Origin of the sequence: Methylocystis sp. H62, from assembly GCF_015709515.1 — a bacterium.
Classification (GTDB): domain Bacteria; phylum Pseudomonadota; class Alphaproteobacteria; order Rhizobiales; family Beijerinckiaceae; genus Methylocystis.
The window spans coordinates 525,715-542,437 of sequence record NZ_JADNQZ010000058.1; the positions used below are offsets into that span (position 1 = coordinate 525,715).

Annotated in this window: 16 protein-coding genes and 1 tRNA gene; 8 read left to right on the forward strand and 9 right to left on the reverse strand. The window is 63.2% G+C overall.

Annotation, left to right across the window (positions count from 1 at the left end; genetic code table 11):
- Nucleotides 1–3 precede the first annotated feature (3 nt).
- The 3 genes from IYY11_RS19160 to IYY11_RS19170 all read right to left on the reverse strand — a co-directional run bounded on the left by IYY11_RS19160 (nucleotide 4) and on the right by IYY11_RS19170 (nucleotide 3,260).
- Nucleotides 4–1,179 (reverse strand): amidase, encoded by a 1,176-nt coding sequence (locus IYY11_RS19160; protein ID WP_196405317.1) that lies wholly within the window; start codon nucleotides 1,177–1,179, stop codon nucleotides 4–6.
- A gap of 318 nt (nucleotides 1,180–1,497) precedes the next feature.
- Nucleotides 1,498–1,968: a DUF2269 domain-containing protein gene (locus IYY11_RS19165; RefSeq protein WP_196405318.1), complete on the reverse strand. Its 471-nt coding sequence runs from the start codon at nucleotides 1,966–1,968 to the stop codon at nucleotides 1,498–1,500.
- On the reverse strand, nucleotides 1,965–3,260 hold the full coding sequence (locus IYY11_RS19170; protein ID WP_196405319.1) for an SDR family oxidoreductase: 1,296 nt from the start codon (nucleotides 3,258–3,260) through the stop codon (nucleotides 1,965–1,967). The genes IYY11_RS19165 and IYY11_RS19170 overlap by 4 nt, the downstream gene beginning before the upstream one ends.
- A 759-nt stretch (nucleotides 3,261–4,019) precedes the next feature.
- Between IYY11_RS19170 and IYY11_RS19175 the strand changes: the two genes are divergently transcribed.
- Nucleotides 4,020–6,464: a TonB-dependent receptor gene (locus tag IYY11_RS19175; protein WP_246720089.1), complete on the forward strand. Its 2,445-nt coding sequence runs from the start codon at nucleotides 4,020–4,022 to the stop codon at nucleotides 6,462–6,464.
- Nucleotides 6,465–6,476: 12 nt separating this feature from the next.
- Here IYY11_RS19175 and IYY11_RS19180 read toward each other — a convergent pair.
- Together IYY11_RS19180 and IYY11_RS19185 are read right to left on the reverse strand one after the other, a co-directional pair.
- Nucleotides 6,477–6,554, reverse strand: a tRNA-Pro gene (locus IYY11_RS19180).
- A gap of 49 nt (nucleotides 6,555–6,603) precedes the next feature.
- On the reverse strand, nucleotides 6,604–7,197 hold the full coding sequence (locus IYY11_RS19185; protein ID WP_196405320.1) for a MerR family transcriptional regulator: 594 nt from the start codon (nucleotides 7,195–7,197) through the stop codon (nucleotides 6,604–6,606).
- Nucleotides 7,198–7,355: 158 nt separating this feature from the next.
- Here IYY11_RS19185 and IYY11_RS19190 point away from each other — a divergent pair, with 158 nt between their 5' ends.
- Genes IYY11_RS19190 through IYY11_RS19205 form a run of 4 tightly spaced genes read left to right on the forward strand, consistent with a single transcriptional unit; the run spans nucleotide 7,356 to nucleotide 10,794 of the window.
- Nucleotides 7,356–8,468 carry a COX15/CtaA family protein gene (locus tag IYY11_RS19190; RefSeq protein ID WP_196405321.1) on the forward strand — a complete coding sequence of 371 codons (1,113 nt, stop codon included), beginning with the start codon at nucleotides 7,356–7,358 and terminating at the stop codon, nucleotides 8,466–8,468.
- A 10-nt stretch (nucleotides 8,469–8,478) separates the two neighbouring features.
- A complete protein-coding gene (locus IYY11_RS19195) occupies nucleotides 8,479–9,402 on the forward strand; it encodes a TIGR04222 domain-containing membrane protein (RefSeq protein WP_196405322.1) in 924 nt (307 codons plus the stop codon).
- Entirely contained in the window at nucleotides 9,383–10,225 is an 843-nt protein-coding gene (locus IYY11_RS19200; protein WP_196405323.1) for a DUF692 domain-containing protein, read from the forward strand. Before IYY11_RS19195 ends, IYY11_RS19200 begins: the two co-directional genes overlap by 20 nt.
- Complete coding sequence (locus IYY11_RS19205; RefSeq protein WP_196405324.1) at nucleotides 10,216–10,794, forward strand: hypothetical protein; 579 nt, start codon at nucleotides 10,216–10,218, stop codon at nucleotides 10,792–10,794. The genes IYY11_RS19200 and IYY11_RS19205 overlap by 10 nt, the downstream gene beginning before the upstream one ends.
- On the opposite strand, the gene IYY11_RS19210 is transcribed toward IYY11_RS19205, so the two are convergent.
- Nucleotides 10,791–11,195, reverse strand: a complete 405-nt coding sequence (locus tag IYY11_RS19210; RefSeq protein ID WP_018408714.1) for a flagellar export protein FliJ — start codon at nucleotides 11,193–11,195, stop codon at nucleotides 10,791–10,793. The genes IYY11_RS19205 and IYY11_RS19210 overlap by 4 nt on opposite strands.
- 175 nt (nucleotides 11,196–11,370) lie before the next feature.
- On the opposite strand from IYY11_RS19210, the gene IYY11_RS19215 reads away from it, so the two are divergent.
- Complete coding sequence (locus IYY11_RS19215) at nucleotides 11,371–11,844, forward strand: cupin domain-containing protein (protein WP_196405325.1); 474 nt, start codon at nucleotides 11,371–11,373, stop codon at nucleotides 11,842–11,844.
- Between the two features lies 1 nt (nucleotide 11,845).
- On the opposite strand, the gene pqqE is transcribed toward IYY11_RS19215, so the two are convergent.
- From pqqE to pqqB, 3 genes are read right to left on the reverse strand one after another with little or no spacing between them, the layout of a single operon-like run.
- Nucleotides 11,846–13,318: a pyrroloquinoline quinone biosynthesis protein PqqE gene (pqqE, locus tag IYY11_RS19220; RefSeq protein ID WP_196405326.1), complete on the reverse strand. Its 1,473-nt coding sequence runs from the start codon at nucleotides 13,316–13,318 to the stop codon at nucleotides 11,846–11,848.
- Nucleotides 13,311–14,081: a pyrroloquinoline-quinone synthase PqqC gene (gene pqqC / locus IYY11_RS19225; RefSeq protein ID WP_196405327.1), complete on the reverse strand. Its 771-nt coding sequence runs from the start codon at nucleotides 14,079–14,081 to the stop codon at nucleotides 13,311–13,313. The genes pqqE and pqqC overlap by 8 nt, the downstream gene beginning before the upstream one ends.
- Nucleotides 14,078–15,007, reverse strand: a complete 930-nt coding sequence (gene pqqB / locus IYY11_RS19230) for a pyrroloquinoline quinone biosynthesis protein PqqB (RefSeq protein WP_196405328.1) — start codon at nucleotides 15,005–15,007, stop codon at nucleotides 14,078–14,080. The genes pqqC and pqqB overlap by 4 nt, the downstream gene beginning before the upstream one ends.
- A 273-nt stretch (nucleotides 15,008–15,280) precedes the next feature.
- On the opposite strand from pqqB, the gene IYY11_RS19235 reads away from it, so the two are divergent.
- On the forward strand, nucleotides 15,281–16,441 hold the full coding sequence (locus IYY11_RS19235; RefSeq protein WP_246720090.1) for an alpha/beta hydrolase: 1,161 nt from the start codon (nucleotides 15,281–15,283) through the stop codon (nucleotides 16,439–16,441).
- A 60-nt stretch (nucleotides 16,442–16,501) separates the two neighbouring features.
- Nucleotides 16,502–16,720 carry an AbrB/MazE/SpoVT family DNA-binding domain-containing protein gene (locus IYY11_RS19240; RefSeq protein ID WP_196405330.1) on the forward strand — a complete coding sequence of 73 codons (219 nt, stop codon included), beginning with the start codon at nucleotides 16,502–16,504 and terminating at the stop codon, nucleotides 16,718–16,720.
- The last annotated feature ends 3 nt before the right edge of the window (nucleotides 16,721–16,723 follow it).

The following is a 16,723-nucleotide window of genomic DNA, read 5'->3' on the forward strand; positions in this document are numbered from 1 at the left end:
AACTCAAAGAGACTGCTTCATCTGCGCGCAGAAGCGCTGCGCAAGGGCGATCAGCGCGCGGTCCGAGCCGCGTCGGCCGATGAAAGAGAGCGCAACGGGCGCATCGCTCGTCGGAAGGGGAATGCTGATTTGCGGCAGGCCAAAGAAGCTCGCGATCAGAAACAGACGCATCATCTGATAGCGCTTGGCGTCGAGCGTCTCCTCGCTTTCGGTGAGCAGCGGCGCGCGAAACGGCGCCGTCGGCGACACGAGAAAGCCTTGCGAATCGAGGAGCGCGTCGATTTTCTTGCGCGCCTCCTCGCGGAAGCTTTCAGCGGCTTTCTTTTGGTCGGCCGTGACTTTCGCCGCATAGGCGAAACGCTGCTCGACGCCCTTGCCGAACGTCGGGCTGTTCGCCGAAATCCACGCGCCATGCGAGGCCCAAGCCTCGAAGGCCTGCATGTTGCGGAAATGTCCGAGCGCCGTCTTAAAGAAGTCGTCGCCGAGCGTCGCTTCGCGCCAGGAGCCGAACGCCTTCAGAGCGTCGACGGGATCCGCCGCCGCCGAAGCGAAATCCATTCCGACTCCCGAGAAGGCGTCGGTGAGCAGCACGGCTTCTTTGAGCTCGGCGTTCTCCGCGTTTTCCGGCAACAACGCCTCGCCGACAGAGGCCATGACGCCGATGTCGCGGGCGAACCAGCCGATGGCGTCGAAGGACGGCGCAAGCGGAATGATTCCATCCATCGGCGCTGCGCCGTGCGATGTGCGGAAGCCAAAAACCCCGCAGAACGCCGCCGGCGCGCGGCAGGAGCCGGCGGTGTCGGTGCCGATGGCGAAATTGACGAGCCCGGCGGCGACCGCGACCGCAGAGCCTGAAGACGAGCCGCCGGGGTGCCGATTTTGCGCGGCCGGATTGATCGGCGTGCCGTAATGCGGATTGGCGCCGAGCAGGCTATAGGCCATCTCGTCCATTTGCGTCTTGCCGACGAGCCGCGCGCCCGCATCGAGCAATCGGGCGACGACAGGGGCGTCGCGCTCGGCAGGGGCGTGGGTCGCCGCCCACTTCGGATGGCCGTTGGCCGAGACGTTTCCCGCGACGTCGATGTTCTCCTTGACGACGAAGCTCGCGCCGGAGAGGCGTCCCGGGCTTTCCGTGCTCCGGTTGAGAACGACGGACAGCGCGCCGAGATCGTCCTTCATCGCGGCATCCTTCCTTCCGGCGGGTCTATAGGCGGGCGCGGCGGGACTCCAAATAGCGCCTGATGGGCGCGACTATACTGAAGAATGTGGCGAGACAAAATGCAGACGCCGCGGGGAGACTGCTGTTGCGCCATTCGCAGGCTTACGCCAGATTGTCCGCGCGGCGTGCGACCATTGGAGACGCAACATGGATGAGTTCGGCGGGGGCTTTATACGCAGCGTCATGATTGGCTTTGCGCTGGCTTTGGCCTTTTCCATCATCTACGTCTGGTACACGCGATAGGAGACTGTCGCGCGTCTGGGGACGGTCGCGCGGCGTCAGAAGATCAGCGGCTTGGCGATCATCAGCCATATGATCGTCATAACGGCGCCGAACGCCGGAAAGCCGAAAGCGAACCACCACCAAAAAAATTGATGGTAGATCGGCGGTAGCGGCTGGTTCGCCGCTACCGCGGCTTGTGCGATATCGCGGATACGCATCTGCATCCACACGACAGGCAACCAAAAGGCGCCGGTCAAAAGATACAGCGCGATTGACAGCGCGACCCAGCCTTCCGTGAGCGAATAGCCGGCCAGCCAGGTGAGCGCGACGCCGGTGATGGGCTGAACCACCACGGCCGAAGTGGTAAAGACGAAGTCCGCGATCACAACGATGCGCGCCACCCCGGCGATGACCGGCACGGAGCGGGAGAAATGCGCCATCAGCATGAAGAACGCGATTCCGGCGCCGGTGCCAAGCAGAACTGCGGCGCCGATGATGTGAATGTATTTGAGGAGGAGATAAATCACCGGTCGTCGACGATCGCCAGAGAAACGACGTTGAGCACCATCACCGACCAGATCTTCAACATCGGACCCAGCGGCTCCCTCCAGAGTCGCGGCACGAGGATGGTGCCGAGGATGAGGTAAACGAAGGATAGGACGAGCGCGGCGAGGAGCGCAATCTTCGATGTGCGGCGAAAGGCGATGGCGACGCCGATAATAAGATCGGACGTGGCGCCCGCGATCACGGCCAGCGGCACGATCGGGCCCGACAGTCCGCCCTCGTACAAAAGCCCGAGCCCAATGTCCCATCCCGGTCCGTAAGAGACCAGTGCTGTCGAAATCCAGAACAGCGCCGTAACGGCGAAAATGAGCGGCTTGAGCGCATAGATCCGCGCAAACCATTTTTCGCGCACGTCGGCGGGCTCGGCCATAAGCGCCGTTTCAAGCGACTGCGGCTTGATGCCCGTCATGTCTGTCCATTGCGTGGGATCGCCGATGGCGCCGCGCACCATTTCCTGTTTGGCGATGCTGCGTATCGGCGTGCGCCATCCGAGCCAGGCGAAGAAATCTCCGAGGCGATACATCCAGTCGATCAGCCGGTCGGGGACGTCGACGAGCTGGGCGGGACGCGATCCGAGCCATTTGCGATAGATCGCGACGACCTCATTGAAGGTCAGGCGCTGCGGTCCGACGAGTTCGAGCTCCACACGCGCGGGCGCTGAGGGCGCGAGAAAAAAAAGCACCGTCGCCACGACGTCGTCGAGCTGGACGATCTGCAATTCCCCCGCGTCCCGGAAGCGGGGGAGGACCGGCAACGCCGCCAGGCCCCGAAACAGTGCGCCACCGCCGTAAGCTCTGCGCCCCAGGACCACGGAAGGCCGCAAGATGACCCAGTCGAGTCCCGTCGCCTTTAGGGCGGCGTCGCCTTCCGCCTTGCTCTTTGAGAATTCGCTCGGCGTCTCGCGGTCGACGCCGACGGCGGAGAAATGAACGACGCGTTTGACGCCTGCCTGTTCGCAAGCCGCGAACAAGGTGGCTGGGCCGTGGCTATGCGCGGCGTCAGTGGAATCGGAGCCGCTTCCGCCAAGCACCCCCGCGCAATTGACGACGGCGTCGACGCCAACGAGATGGGGCGTCCATTTCTGCGCGGAGTCGACGCTTCTCAGATCGATCGACACCCATTGCGCCTGAGGAAATTGTCGCCGGACATTGGCGCGTCCGCGCGACACGGCGATCACTGCATGGCCGGCCGAGAGAAGTTTTGCGAGGATGCTTGAGCCGATGAGGCCGGTCGCACCAATCAGAAGGACTTTCATTGGCCCGCCTTGGCTGGTCTAACAGAACATTGATCATGCGATGCGCGCGAGACGAAACGGTCGTCACTGCCGCAAGCTATGGTAGAGTTTTATATAGAGCGTCTCCCGAACAAGGCGTCTGCGTAAAACGCGCCGAGTTCAAACCGCCGCTAGCAATCCGTGTCGGCAAAAGTAGCGCATAAGCCGACGCCGACCACGCCGCCTAGCGCAGCATTTTATAGATGATGCCGAACAGGCTGGCGTTGACCGTCGCCAATAGGAACAGGATCAGTGCCGTCTCCGCGAGCCGAGGCATGGCGCGCCTCACATATTCAGGTTGCGAACCGCAAGCTACCTAACGCGGCTGCGCGCAGCGACAATGCGCATGCGGACGATCTCGCGCAGGAATTTTGAACGACGCGCCGTCCTGATGCGCGTTCTCGAGAGGGTGGCCAGCGTAGAGCTGCGTCGTGGCGTTCCGTGCGGGGCTTGCGTCGAGCCGCGCCGCCGGGGCGCCAGTTTCCACTTGAGATGACGTGAGCGAGCGGCGCATCTCGCAAGGCGCGCACGCCCTCGAGACGAGCCGTGATGTTTCTGCATCACTGCTGAGAAAAAAATGCATGAGAGAATGGCGCGCCATTTCATCGGCTTGCCGACACGCAATTTGACGCGTACTCTTGGAGAAGTTCTCGCAGGGCGCGGTCAAGCCGGCTGATGGCGCTCGCGCCCGCTCGGCATGACCCTTCGCAGTGATAGCCCGAGTTTGCTGCGGAGTCGGCGATGTCATTTCGCTTACCCTTGGTCTGCTTTCTTAGTGCAATCTTTGCGGCGCCGCCTTCGTTCACCGCACTGGCGCAAACCGCGCTCCCCACAATCCAAGTCGGCGGACGTCGGGCTGCTCCAGCCGCCCGTTCTCACGCGCCCGCGCCAGGACCCGTAGCGCGCGCTCGTACGACTCCGCAGCCGCCGCGCGCTTCGCCGGTCGTCGCTGCGGTCAGTCGACCACCGGCGGAGCCTTCTGGACCCCAGCCGCCGCCGATCACAGCCTCAAGCGAAAAGTTCTTCACCGGCAAGGAGGTCAACGCGCTGCCTTTCGCGCGTCCCGGCGACGCGCTGGAGATCGTGCCCGGACTCGTCGTCACGCAGCACAGCGGGGAGGGCAAGGCGAACCAGTATTTTCTGCGCGGCTTCAATCTCGACCACGGCACCGATCTGGCGCTCTATCTCGACGGCATGCCGCTCAATATGCGCACCCATGGCCATGCCCAGGGTTACGCCGACAGCAATTTCCTGATTCCCGAACTCTTGTCTTACGTGCTGGCGCGCAAGGGCCCCTATGACGCTCAAGACGGCGACTTTTCGTCGGCCGGCTCGATTTACATGCAGTACAAAGACACGATCGACAAAGGCTTCTTTCAGGTCATTGGCGGCAGCTTCGGTTACGCTAGAGCTCTCGCCGTCGCCCCTTACCGAGATTTCGCCGGCGGCTCCGCCTATGGCGCGGTCGAAGCGCAATATTACAACGGTCCCTGGGAGCGCGGCGACAATATGCGACGCCTCAACAGCGTGTTGCGCTGGTCGCGCGGCACGCAGGAAGACGGCGCCTCCGTCACCTTCATGGGCTACGCCAACAAATGGTATGGAACGGACCAAATTCCGAGTCGCGCGGTCAGCGCCGGGCTGTTGTCATTATGGGGCACGATGGACCCAACCGCCGGCGGCGCGACGTCGCGGTTTTCGCTCTCGTCGCGCTGGAGTCAGGTCGAGGGCGATCAGGCCACGCGCGTCGAAGCCTATGTCGTCCATTCGACCTTGGATCTCTACAGCACTTACACCTATTTCCTGGCGCATCAGAATTTTGGCGACCAGATCCGTCAGTTCGACGATCGCACGCTCGTCGGGGTCAACGCGCAACATGCGATCAGATGGGCCGACGTGAATGGCGCGCCAGTCGAGACCCGCGTCGGCTTTCAGGGCCGCTACGACGACATTCGGCTTGGCCTGCAGGAGAGCGTGCGTCGACAGCTCTATGACACGCTCAGCAACAATGCGGTCGGCGAAGGCAGCATCGGCCTGTGGACCGATACGGCGGTGCGCTGGACGCCCTGGCTGAAGACCGTCGCCGGCGCGCGCTTCGACTATTACAACGCCGCCGTCAGCTCCCGGCAGACGCTATTGGACGCGCCCAAACTCGCGGCGAGCACAGGTCTGCCGGCGTTCCTTCTCACCGGACCGTTCAATCAGGGCGTCAAGAATGCGGCGCTGTTCAGCCCGAAGCTCTCGATCATCGTCGGCCCCTTCTACAAGACGGAATTCTACGCCAATTACGGCGAAGGCTTCCACTCGACCGACGCGCGGGGCGCGGTGCTGCGATTCTCAACATCCGAACTTGCGGACAATGAGGGCTTCGTTCAGGCCGCTTCAATTCCGCTGCTGGTGAAATCACGCGGCGGCGAGATCGGCGCCCGCACCAAATTCATCGAGGGACTCGATTCCAGCATCAGCCTGTTCTGGCTCAATCTCGAATCGGAGAACCAGTTTGTCGGCGATAGCGGCACGACGATCTTCGGTCGCCCCAGTCGCAGATATGGCCTCGAACTCGCCAATAAATACGCCCCGAACAGCTGGATCAGATTTGATGGCGATGTCGCGCTCGTCCAGGCGCGCTATCGCGGCGTCGACGTTGCCCAGACCTTGGCGTGGCTCGATTTGCTCGCGCCGGACGCCGTGCCCTACGGAACATTTCTTGGCAATGCGCCGGGTAATTATTTGCCGAATGCAATAGCGGTGACGGCGATGGGCGGATTGGAGCTCGGCGAGGCGACCGGATGGTTCGGGGCGCTGAAATATCGCTACTTCGGGTCCAGGGCCTTAACCGAAGACGGCTATTTCAACTCTCCTGCGACCGGCACGTTGAACGCGCGACTTGGCTATCGATGGGCTGACGGCTGGCGGCTGCAGGTCGACGCCTTCAATGTTTTCGATTCGCGCTCCGACCAGATCACATTTGCATATGGCTCGCTCCTGCCGAGCGACCCTCTTTACGCGCAATGCGTCGCAGGCGTCGCTCCCGCCCAGGTTTGCGGCGTCGGCGTCATGGACCGCCATCTCAAGCCGCTCGAGCCCGCCGCTGTGCGCGTGACGCTGGGCGGCCCGCTCAACTTCGACGCTTCACTCGCCGGTTTGCCCGATCGCGCGGAGCTTTTCTCTCAGCTGCCGAACTGATCGCCGCCCGAATGGTCGGAGTGGCGGGATTCGAACCCACGACCCCTTGTCCCCCAGACAAGTGCGCTAACCGGGCTGCGCTACACTCCGACTCGCGCCGTTATAGTGAGGCGGCGCGGCGCTGGCAACGCCTGGGTCGCTATCGCTTGGTCAGTCTGAGCAGGCGTTTGCATTCTTCGATCTCGGCCAGCGCCTCGCGCAGGATTCGCGTATGCGGCGCGGCAAGGGGACGCGGTTCGTTAGGAGCCGAAGGCGGCGCCCGTGGCTCGTCAAGTTCGACGGCGGGAGCTGCGTCCTGGGCGTCGATTCCGGAAAGATCGGGGTCTAGCGCGCGAAGAGCGGCGCGTTCGTCGGTCGAGAGGGCGGCGTCCGTCTCGTCTTCGTCTCGCGCTGACCCGATTCGTCCCTCGCTCACGCCCGGACGGGAAGGGGAGGGAGTCCCGGACACATCCCCTTGGCGGCGTCCGGCGCCCGCCAGGACCGCCTCGACGCCAGCCTCCTTGAGGATGCGCTGCACGCCCCTGATCGTATAGCCTTCGTCGTAGAGCAGACGGCGGATCGCGATCACGAGTTCAATGTCGCGCTCCCGGTAGAAGCGCCGCCCGCCGGCGCGCTTAAGAGGATTGATCTGCTTGAAACGGGTTTCCCAGAAGCGCAGCACATGCGCGGGAAGGTCGAGGCTCGCCGCGACCTCGCCGATCGTGCGCATCGTTTCATCGCTCTTGCGCGACACCTGATCCCTCGACTCAAGCCGCGCTACTCTAACATCCGCAGCGGCGCAGTTTTCAGCCAAATTGACCCGACTCGCCGGAGACGGCCGCGGGGTGTGGACAAGCGAGGGCCGCATCCCTTAACTGGCCGCGTCATCCGCCTCCCAACCCTCGGCGTCTCATGGAAGATTGGCTGCACTTTCCCCAACCGGTCCCGGCGATCAGGCACCATGCGACCGAGGCGAACGCCCGGGCGGTGCGCAACTGGCTGTGGCTCGTCGCGGGGCTGGTCTTTTTGATGGTCATCGTCGGCGGCGCGACCCGGTTGACCGAATCGGGCCTATCGATCGTACAGTGGAAGCCCGTCACGGGCGTGCTGCCGCCGCTGTCCCAGCAGGAGTGGCAGGAGGCGTTCGATGCCTACAAGCAGATTCCGCAATACAGGGAACTGTTCCCGGACATGGATGTCGCCGGGTTCAAATATATTTACGCCTGGGAATGGGCGCATCGTCTTCTCGGACGCTTGATCGGCGTCGTTTTCGCTGTCCCGCTCATATGGTTTTGGGCGACCGGCCGCCTGCCGCGTTCGGCCAAGCCGAAGCTCGTCGGCATTCTCGCGCTCGGGGCCCTACAGGGCGGCGTCGGCTGGTGGATGGTCGCATCCGGCCTCGTCAATCGCATCGAGGTGGCGCAGGAGCGCCTTGCGATCCATTTGCTGCTCGCCGCGCTGATCTTCTCAGCCTGTTTATGGGTGGCCGGCGGCCTCGGACCGCGCGCCGCCTCTCTCGTGCATGGGGGCGCAGGTCGGCTCAAAGGGACCGCGCTGACGATCCTGGCTTTTGTGTTTCTGCAGATTTTCGTCGGCGGCCTTGTCGCGGGACTGCGGGCGGGACTCGTCAATAACACTTGGCCGCTGATGGACGGCGTCTTCATTCCTTCGGCCGACGTCTTGTGGCGATTGGAGCCGGTCTGGACCAATCTCGTCGACAACCCGGTCACCGTCCAATTCTTCCACCGCATGATCGCCTATCTGATCTTCGCTCTGGCGCTCGGGCATCTTCTGGATGCGTGGATGAATGCGGAAGGACGCGCGCGCCGCGGCGCCGTGATCCTGTTCGGCCATGTGCTCATGCAGATCGCGCTTGGCGTTGCGACATTGGTGCTGGTCCAGCCCCCCTTCGCCGGCGACCCGCATCTGGCGCTGGCGCTCGCGCATCAGGCGATCGGCATGGCGGTGTTGGGCGTCGCGACGCTGCAGGCGCGACGTCTTGTGCAAGACGTGATCACGAACTGAGGCGGCTGGCGTGCAGAACATTGCGATCCTTAATCTTCCCGGGCCTGAATTTCTCAACGTCTTCGGCCTCGTCGTCATCCTCGTGCTGGCGGCCACTTACCTTTGCATTCGGCTCGCGGATCGCACCGATCGCCGCGCGCCGCCGCCCGTGCCGCAGAACCCCGACGCGATGGAGGTCGCCTTCCTGCAGGGCGGCGTCAATCAGGTCATCCGAACGCTGATCTATGATCTTGCGCAGCGCGGCTTCGTCGTCCTCGCCGCGGAGGATCACGTGATTCCTGCAGACAAGCAGCCGGAGCCGGGCGAACTCAACGCCATGGAGACGCGGCTGCTCGAAGCCGTGCAGGCCAAGCCGAAGGCGCATGCGCTGTTCGAAGATCGCGGCTTGCGGCGCTGGCTGCTGGAACAGCTCGCGCCGCTGCGCGCCAAACTCGCCGCGGAGGAGCTGATCAAGCCCAAGTCCGTGAAGGTTTGGCGCCGGCGCGCGCAGATCGGTGGAACGCTGATCATCGTCGGTCTGGCGCTTGCCAAGATCTATGTCGAATGGACGGCGGGCGCCGTGAATGTCGCCTATCTGGTCTTTCTCGCAGCTGCGTCGGTCGCGTCGCTTTTCGCGCTCGCCTATGTGCTGACCAGAACCCACGCGAGCCGTCGCGGCCACGCCTATCTTGACGCAATGCGGCTTGCCTATGGCGGCCGTCTGAAAGAGGCCGTCGGTCACATCGGATCGCCCGGACCCGAAGCGCGCGCGTTCCACGGCGCCGCGCTGTTTCTCATCGGCCTTTATGGATTCGCGCCGCTCAAGGGCACGACGGAGGCGATGTTCGCCGAAGCCTTCAGTCGCGGTTCCGGAAGCGATGGCTCCGATTGCGGAACAAGCTGCGGCGGCAGTTGCGGCGACGGCGGAGCGAGCGATGGTGGCGTCCGCGATTGAGGCGCCGCCCCTTGGGTCCGGACTCGGCTATCGTCCGCAGTTTCGCGCCGATCTCTTCGCCCGACGGGAGGATGTCGATTTTATCGAGATCATCGCCGATCATTATCTCGACGCATCGAAAGAAAAGCTCGCTGAACTTGAGCTTTTAAGAGCGCATTTTCCGCTCGTCGCGCATGGTCTCGATCTCTCGATCGGAAGCGCGGACGGCGTCGACTCATGCTATCTCGATAAAGTCGCCGCGCTGATCGAACGCATCGATCCGCCCTGGTGGAGCGAACATCTTTGCTTCACGCGCGCGGGCGGAATCAGCATCGGCCATCTTGCGTCCCTGCCCTTTACGCAGGAAGCGATCGACGTCGTCGCGCGCAATGTCGAAATTGTGCGCAGGCGCATCAAGACGCCGCTGATTTTGGAAAACATCACTTGCGTGGTGCGCATTCCAGGCGGCGAAATGGACGAGCCTGAATTTTTGTCGCGCACGCTCGACACGACCGGATGCGGTTGGCTGTGCGACGTCGCCAACATGCATGTGAATGCGACGAATTTCGGCGCCGATCTCGAACGCGACTTCGAGCGCTGGCCATGGGACAGGCTCGTGCAAATCCACTACGCCGGCGGACGCGAGCGCGACGGCCTATTGATCGACAGCCATGACGCCGCGACGAGCGATGCGGTTTGGCGGCTCTATGAGCGCGTCATCGCCCGCGCGCCGGTCAAGGCGGTCATTCTCGAGCGTGACGAAAAAATGCCGCCGTTTGGCGAGCTCATCGATGAAGTGGCGCGCGCGCGACGCGCGCTCGTGGAGAACGGGCGATGGGGTTAGCCCAGACGCAGGCGCTGCTCGCGCGCCTGTTCACCGACGATGATCTGCGGCGGGAATTCTTCGAAGCGCCGATCGCCGTGGCGATGCGTTTCGGCTTGAGCATGCATGACACCGAGCGCCTCGCCGGAATCGACAGGCGCGAAACGGAAGTCTTTGCTCAGAGCCTGATCGGCAAACGCGCGCTTTATGCGCGCAGGGCGTTGCCGCTCACAGCGCGCGCATTGGGCGATCGATTCGATGCGCTTTTCCGGCAGGCGATCCGCGGCGCTGCGCGAGAGGCGACAAGTCGCTCGGACGCTGCGGCGCTCACTGCATTTCTCGAAACCCGTGTCGCAAAGTGCGAATTGGAGCCGCGCTGGGTCGCCGACCTCGCGCGTTTCGAATTGGCCTTCATCGATGTCGGGGGTTCCGGCGCGACGTTTTTTTTTCGAGCGTTTGATTTCGATGTCGCAACGGTCGCCCACGCTCTCGCCAGGGGCGAAGAGATCAGCGCCGTTCGCCGAAAAACATTTGGCGTTTGGGTGCGCGCGCCTGGAGGCAGGCTGCGCTGGCGGCTATTTCAGCCCTAGACCCTGCGCAAAACTTCCGGCATTTCGGCGTGGCGCCGCTCGGCGACGACATCGACCATGCGCTCGGCTCCGCGATCCCGCGCTTCTTGGCTTTGCGCCTTGGCGAAGTCTTCGCTGGCCTCTTTGAACTGCGCTTCGGCTTCTTCGAGTTGGCCGCGCAGTTCCGCGATCGACGCAAGGATGTTGTCGCGTCGCGTGCGCGCCGCCCGCGCATAAGTCGGATAGGCGAAATGATTGGGATCGTCGATGTTGGCGCGCCGCTCTTCCTGACCGATTTCACGGTCGAGCTCATTGGCCATGCGCGTGAATTCGCCGATCATTGCATTCAATTGAACGACGCGCCGGCGTTTTTCCTCGGCCTGGAACCGTTTGAGACGGACAAGCGTATCCCGCGACTTCATGCGACAAGCTCCATTACGCAACTTATGCGAAACAAATCCTTAACTCCGCGAGACAAGGCTCAATATGCCCTGTGGAAGTTGCTCGTTTGTTACCGAAATCGAATTTTTGAATTCTTCGTCCCTGTGTGTCTTCGGCGCACTATCTCAAGCAAGGGGCGCTTTGGAGGCTCAAGCTATGCGAAATCTTGCTGCAATTCTTGTGGGCGCGGCCATAAGCCTCGCAGCTCCCATCGCCGTAATGGCGGAAGCTCCAGGCTCCGTCTTTTCGCAGGACAAACTCGAATGGAAGGCGGGTCTGGCGGAACTGCCGAGGGGCGCGGAAGTCGCGATGCTGTTCGGCGATCCGACGCAGGGCGGACCTTACATCCTGCGCATGCGCGCGCCGAAGGGATATAAAATCGGGCCGCATAAGCACAGCGGCATGGAGACGATGACGGTGCTGTCGGGGACCGTTCGTTACGGTCAGGGCGCTAAGCTCGATCCAAACGCCGAGAAGACGCTTGTCGCCGGCGGTTTTGCGGCGACTCCCGCGGAAGCGGGCCATTGGGTCAATTTCGAAGACGACACGGTGATACAAGTGACCGGCGTCGGCCCTTGGAACATCACCTATCTTGATCCGCGCGACGACCCTCGCGCAGCTCAGCGGTAGATCACGCCGGCTCCTTGGCGCGCGCCGTCGACGCCGCGGCGCCGCCATAGCGGCGGTAGATAAATTCCGGCGCCGTGACGTGCGACTCGACTTCGGCGTAAGCGGCGAAGCGCGCATGGTCGGGCGAGAGATGGCAGGCGGGGTCTGTCGCCGCGGCGTCGCCGGCGATCGCGAACGCCTGACAGCGGCAGCCGCCGAAATCGATTTCACGGCGCTCGCAAGAACGACAGGGCTCCTTCATCCAGTCCGTGCCGCGGAAGGCGTTGAAGGCCGCGCCGTTCCGCCAGATGTCGCCGAGCGGCCGCTCGCGCACATTGTCGAAGGCCAATCCCGGCAAGGTCTGCGCGGCGTGGCAGGGCAGGGCCTTGCCGGATGGCGTCACAGCGATGATCGATCGGCCCCAGCCGCCGGTGCAAGCTTTCGGCCGCGTCGCGTAATGATCGTGGATGACAAAATCGAAATTGAGAACGCCAGCGAGACGCTTCTTCGCCTCGTCGACGATGCCGACCGTCTCCATAAAAGCTTCGCGCGTCGGGATGAGCGCGGCGCGGTTCATCTGCGCCCAGGCGTAATATTGAATATGCGCAATCTCGATGCGCTGCGCATCGACCTCGACGGCGAAATCGATGATCTGCGGCAGATGCGCAATGTTCTGCCGGTGCATCGGCGCATTGATCGTCAACCCCATGCCGAATTCGCGCGTCCATCGCGCGACGTCGCGCTTCTTGGCGACGCCGCCCTGATAGCCCGAGATTTTGTCGGCGCTCTCAGGAACGACATCCTGGATGGAGACCTGCACATGATCGAGGCCGATCTCGGCGAGACGCTGCAACCGCTCGCGCGTCAGTAGAACGGCGGAGGTAACGAGATTGGTGTAGAGCCCCGCGTCGACCGCCTGTGCGAGGATCTCTTCAAGATCGCGTCGAACGGTGGGTTCGCCGCCGGAAAGATGCAGCTGCAGCGCGCCGATCGACGCCGCCTGACGGAAGGTCTCGCCCCATTCATCGGCGGTGAGTTCCATATTCGAGCGCTCGAGCTCAAGCGGATTGGAGCAGTAGGGACACTGCAGCGGGCAGCGATGCGTAAGCTCGGCGAGCAGCCCCGCGGGTCCGCCCGTGAATGGCGCGATCGAAGAGGAGAAGGCGGACGGCGACGGCGCTGCGAATTCGTCGGTTCCGTCGCGCAGCAGCCGCTTGTCGGCGAGGCCTTGCAGCAGCGCGGTAACGTCGCGCGTGATGATGTCGAGCGGCGCGGAATATTGCTGCGCGAGCCGCGCGCAAAGATCGGCGAGGCGTGTTGCGCCGTCGATCGCGCGCAGAACGATCAGCCCAATCGGATCGAGTTCATAGGCGCGCTCGGGCGCCAGAATAACCGTTCGGGATCGCGCGCGGTCTTCATGCAGCCGCGCGCAGCGCGTGAAGGCCGGACGCGCGTCCGGGCCGATCACGAACCGCGCGGCATGCGCCTCAGACATTTGCTTCTCCTGGCCGCCATGCGCCAGGCGGGATCGGCCCGGGCGTGACGTAGGCGTGATGTAATGCGTCAAGCTGCGCCCACAAGACGTCGCATTTGAACCGTACGGCGCCGACGCAGGCTTCCTGTTCGGCGCGGGTTTTGGCGTTATCGAGCACATAGCCGAGCGCGAACTCGGAATCGCGCGGCGCCTGGGTCAGTCGGCGCTTGAAATAGGCCATCACCTGGTCGTCGACGAAGTCGTAGCTTTCAAGCATTCCGACGATGCGTTCGCGATGGATCGACGGCGCGAAGAGTTCGGTCAGCGAAGACGCGACCGCAACGACGAGCGGCTGCTCGACGACAAAGCGCACATAGGCTTCGACGGCGAATTTTGTCGCGGGGAGGGCGCCGCGCCGAGAGGTCACGTAATCGCGCGAGAAGCCGAGAGCGTCCGTCAGCACGAGCCAGCGCTCGATGCCGCCGCCTTCTTCGCCGAGGCCGTCATGATCATGAATGCGATGGATCCACTCGCGGCGCAGCTCGCGATCATGGACGCGGCTCATAAAGGCGGCGTCCTTGCGCGGCACCGCCTCCTGGTAGCAGTAGCGGTTCAGCGCCCAGGCGGCGACCTGCTCCTTCTGGAGCTTGCCGCCGTGCAGCAGCTTATGAAACTCGTGCTTGTCGTGATAGCGCCCGGCGCCGACGGCGCGGATCGAGGCTTCGAATTCGTCGCGGGCGAGCGGCGCGGCGCCCCGCCAATCAATGGCTACGATCTCGTTCACAGGTTGACCTCCATGCCATCCTCGCCGATTTCCCAGCCGGCGGCCTGGGCGATCGCATATTCGTCCGAGAATTCGTTGAGCAGAGGATTGGAATTATTGATGTGCACGTAGATTTTGCGCTTCACGTCGAGCGGCTCGAACGCGGCGATGGAGCCATCGGCGCCGCTGACGTTGATATGGCCCATGCGCGAGCCGGTTTTGCCGAGCAGACCTTGCTCGATCATCTCGCTTTCGTGGAAAAGCGTGCCGTCGAAGAACACCAGCTTGGCGCCGCGAAGCCGGTCGGCGAGGTCCGCGTCAACCTTGGCGCATCCTGGAATGTAAAAGAACGAGTCGCCAGTTTCGGCTTCGATGATTTCCAGCCCCAACGTGTCGCCGGCGCTTGTTCCGAAATTCGGCGCATTCGCGTTTTCGAGATAGAGCGCGATCTTGCCCGGAACGGGAAAGGCGCGGATCGCGAGACCTAGATCAATGCCCGCTCCGGTGACAGGCACGGCTTCTTCTATGCGCAGCTCGATGCGGGGCACGAGTTGCGTCTGCAGGATCGTAAAGATCGGATTGGCGCCGAGCGCATCGAGAACGCGGCCTGCAGCGTAGAGGCTGAACGGCTGCGCTTCTCGCATGTTGAGAAGACCCGCGACGTGATCCACGTCGCCATTTGTCAGCGCCACCGCCTTGATCGGGCTCGCGCGCAGACCGTCATCAGGCGCGGGAGCAAGCTCGGGCGCGGCGGCGATTTGCTCGCGCAGATCGGGCGAGGCGTTGAGCAGCAGCCAGTCGGCGCCATTGACGCTCACCGCCAATGAGGACTGTGTGCGCGGCAAAAAGCCGGGCGCTCCGGCGCGGACAGCCCGGCAATTCGCGCAGTTGCAATTCCATTGCGGGAAGCCGCCGCCGGCGCCCGACCCCAAGATTTTGATCCGCATTGGCTTTTCGACATAGCGGGCGCGCCGCCACGTCGGATCTCCCTGAATGTTATTTTCTTGGCACTATGCGCAGGCGACCCTCATTCGCGCAAGTGCGACCGATTTGCGCGGGCTACATGAAATGTCGAGACTTTTTCCCTATCGCGACGGGCGTGTCGCCCCGCTTTGGTCGCTTTCTTTTGTCAGAAACGATGGTGGAGAGGCGAAGCGCCTCAGTCGAAGCGCGCCGCTCAGGATTCAGTTCCGAGCAGGCGCTGGATCGAGCCAATCAATTTGCGCACTCATGGAAAAAAGCTGACGCGCTTAAGCGCGCTCTTGATCGCGGCGTCGCTTGCCGGCTGCGTGTCGGACGGCATGCGTATGGTCGACGGCCACGTCGGCAACGCCGTTTCTCTTGTCGCCGGAGCCCAGGGCGAGCCGTCGGATGTCGCCATTTTCGTCGCTTCGACGCGGCGTTCCGAAGGCGCGACAGACGACGGCCGCGCGCATTTTTCGCTAACGTCGATTGGCGTCCCGCTCAACCATCGTGCTGGAAGCCTCGAGCGTCCCAGCTTTGGCGGCGCCGATCTGCGGCGGCATTTCACCGTGCTGTCGAAGCGCAATATGGATGAGCGGGAGTTCTACGGCGAAGTCGCCTCGCATGTCTCGGGGCGCATCGGCAATTCGCGCGACGTGCTGCTTTACGTGCACGGCTTCAACACGGGAGTCGAAGAGGCGCGCTTTCGTCTGGCGCAGATTGTCGCCGACGGACGCTTCTCCGGCGTTCCCGCGCTCTTTACCTGGAATTCCCGAGGCGGTCTGTTCAACTACGAGTCCGACAAGGAAGCGGCGACAGTCTCACGCGACGCGCTTGAGAAGTTCGTCGTCGAACTGTCGCGCACGCCCGGCGTCGGCCGCATTCATGTGCTCGCGCATTCGATGGGCGCGTGGCTGACGATGGAGACGCTGCGCGGCGTCGCGCAGTCCGGCCATCCGGATCTCGACGGCAAACTTGGCGAGGTCATGCTGGCGGCGCCCGACATCGATCTCAATGTTTTCCGCCAACAGGTCGCGCGCGTCGATCCTCGGCATGTGTCGATTTTCGTCGCCAATAATGATCGCGCGCTGTCGCTCGCGTCGCGCATCGCCGGCGACCGGCCGCGCCTCGGCGCGATGAATCCCACCAATCCTGAAGACAAGTCGGAGCTCGACCGACTGGGGGTCGCCGTGCACGATATTTCGTCGTTTTCGACCGACTTCGTCGGGCATGGCGCATTCGCCGAAGCGCCCGACGTGGTGCGAAAGATCGGCGCGCAGCTGACAGCCCCGCGGCCGGGGGAGGCCGACACCCAGGCCGTCATCGACGCAAGCGGCGGAACCGCCGCCGCCGGGCCGCCGCCACTCAATCAGAAGGTCGAGAGCCAGCCGCTGGCGCCGCTTGCCGCCGCTCGGTGAGCTTGATTTCGAACGGTCTATGTCAATTTCTGACTTGATGACGATTGACGATGGTTACGTATGAAAAACTTCGACGCCGTCACTCTCTCCGCCAGATTTGAGATCTCGATCCCAAAAGCGGTTTGCGAGGCGCACAAATGGCAGCCCGGCCAGGAGTTCGCTTTCATCCCCAAAGGATCTGGCGTGCTGCTCGTTCCCGTGCCTGAGCGCGATCAACTGGCAGAAATCGCGAAGGGGGCAAAGGCGGAAAATTATCGTGATCGCAAAGATCGCTTTTGACGC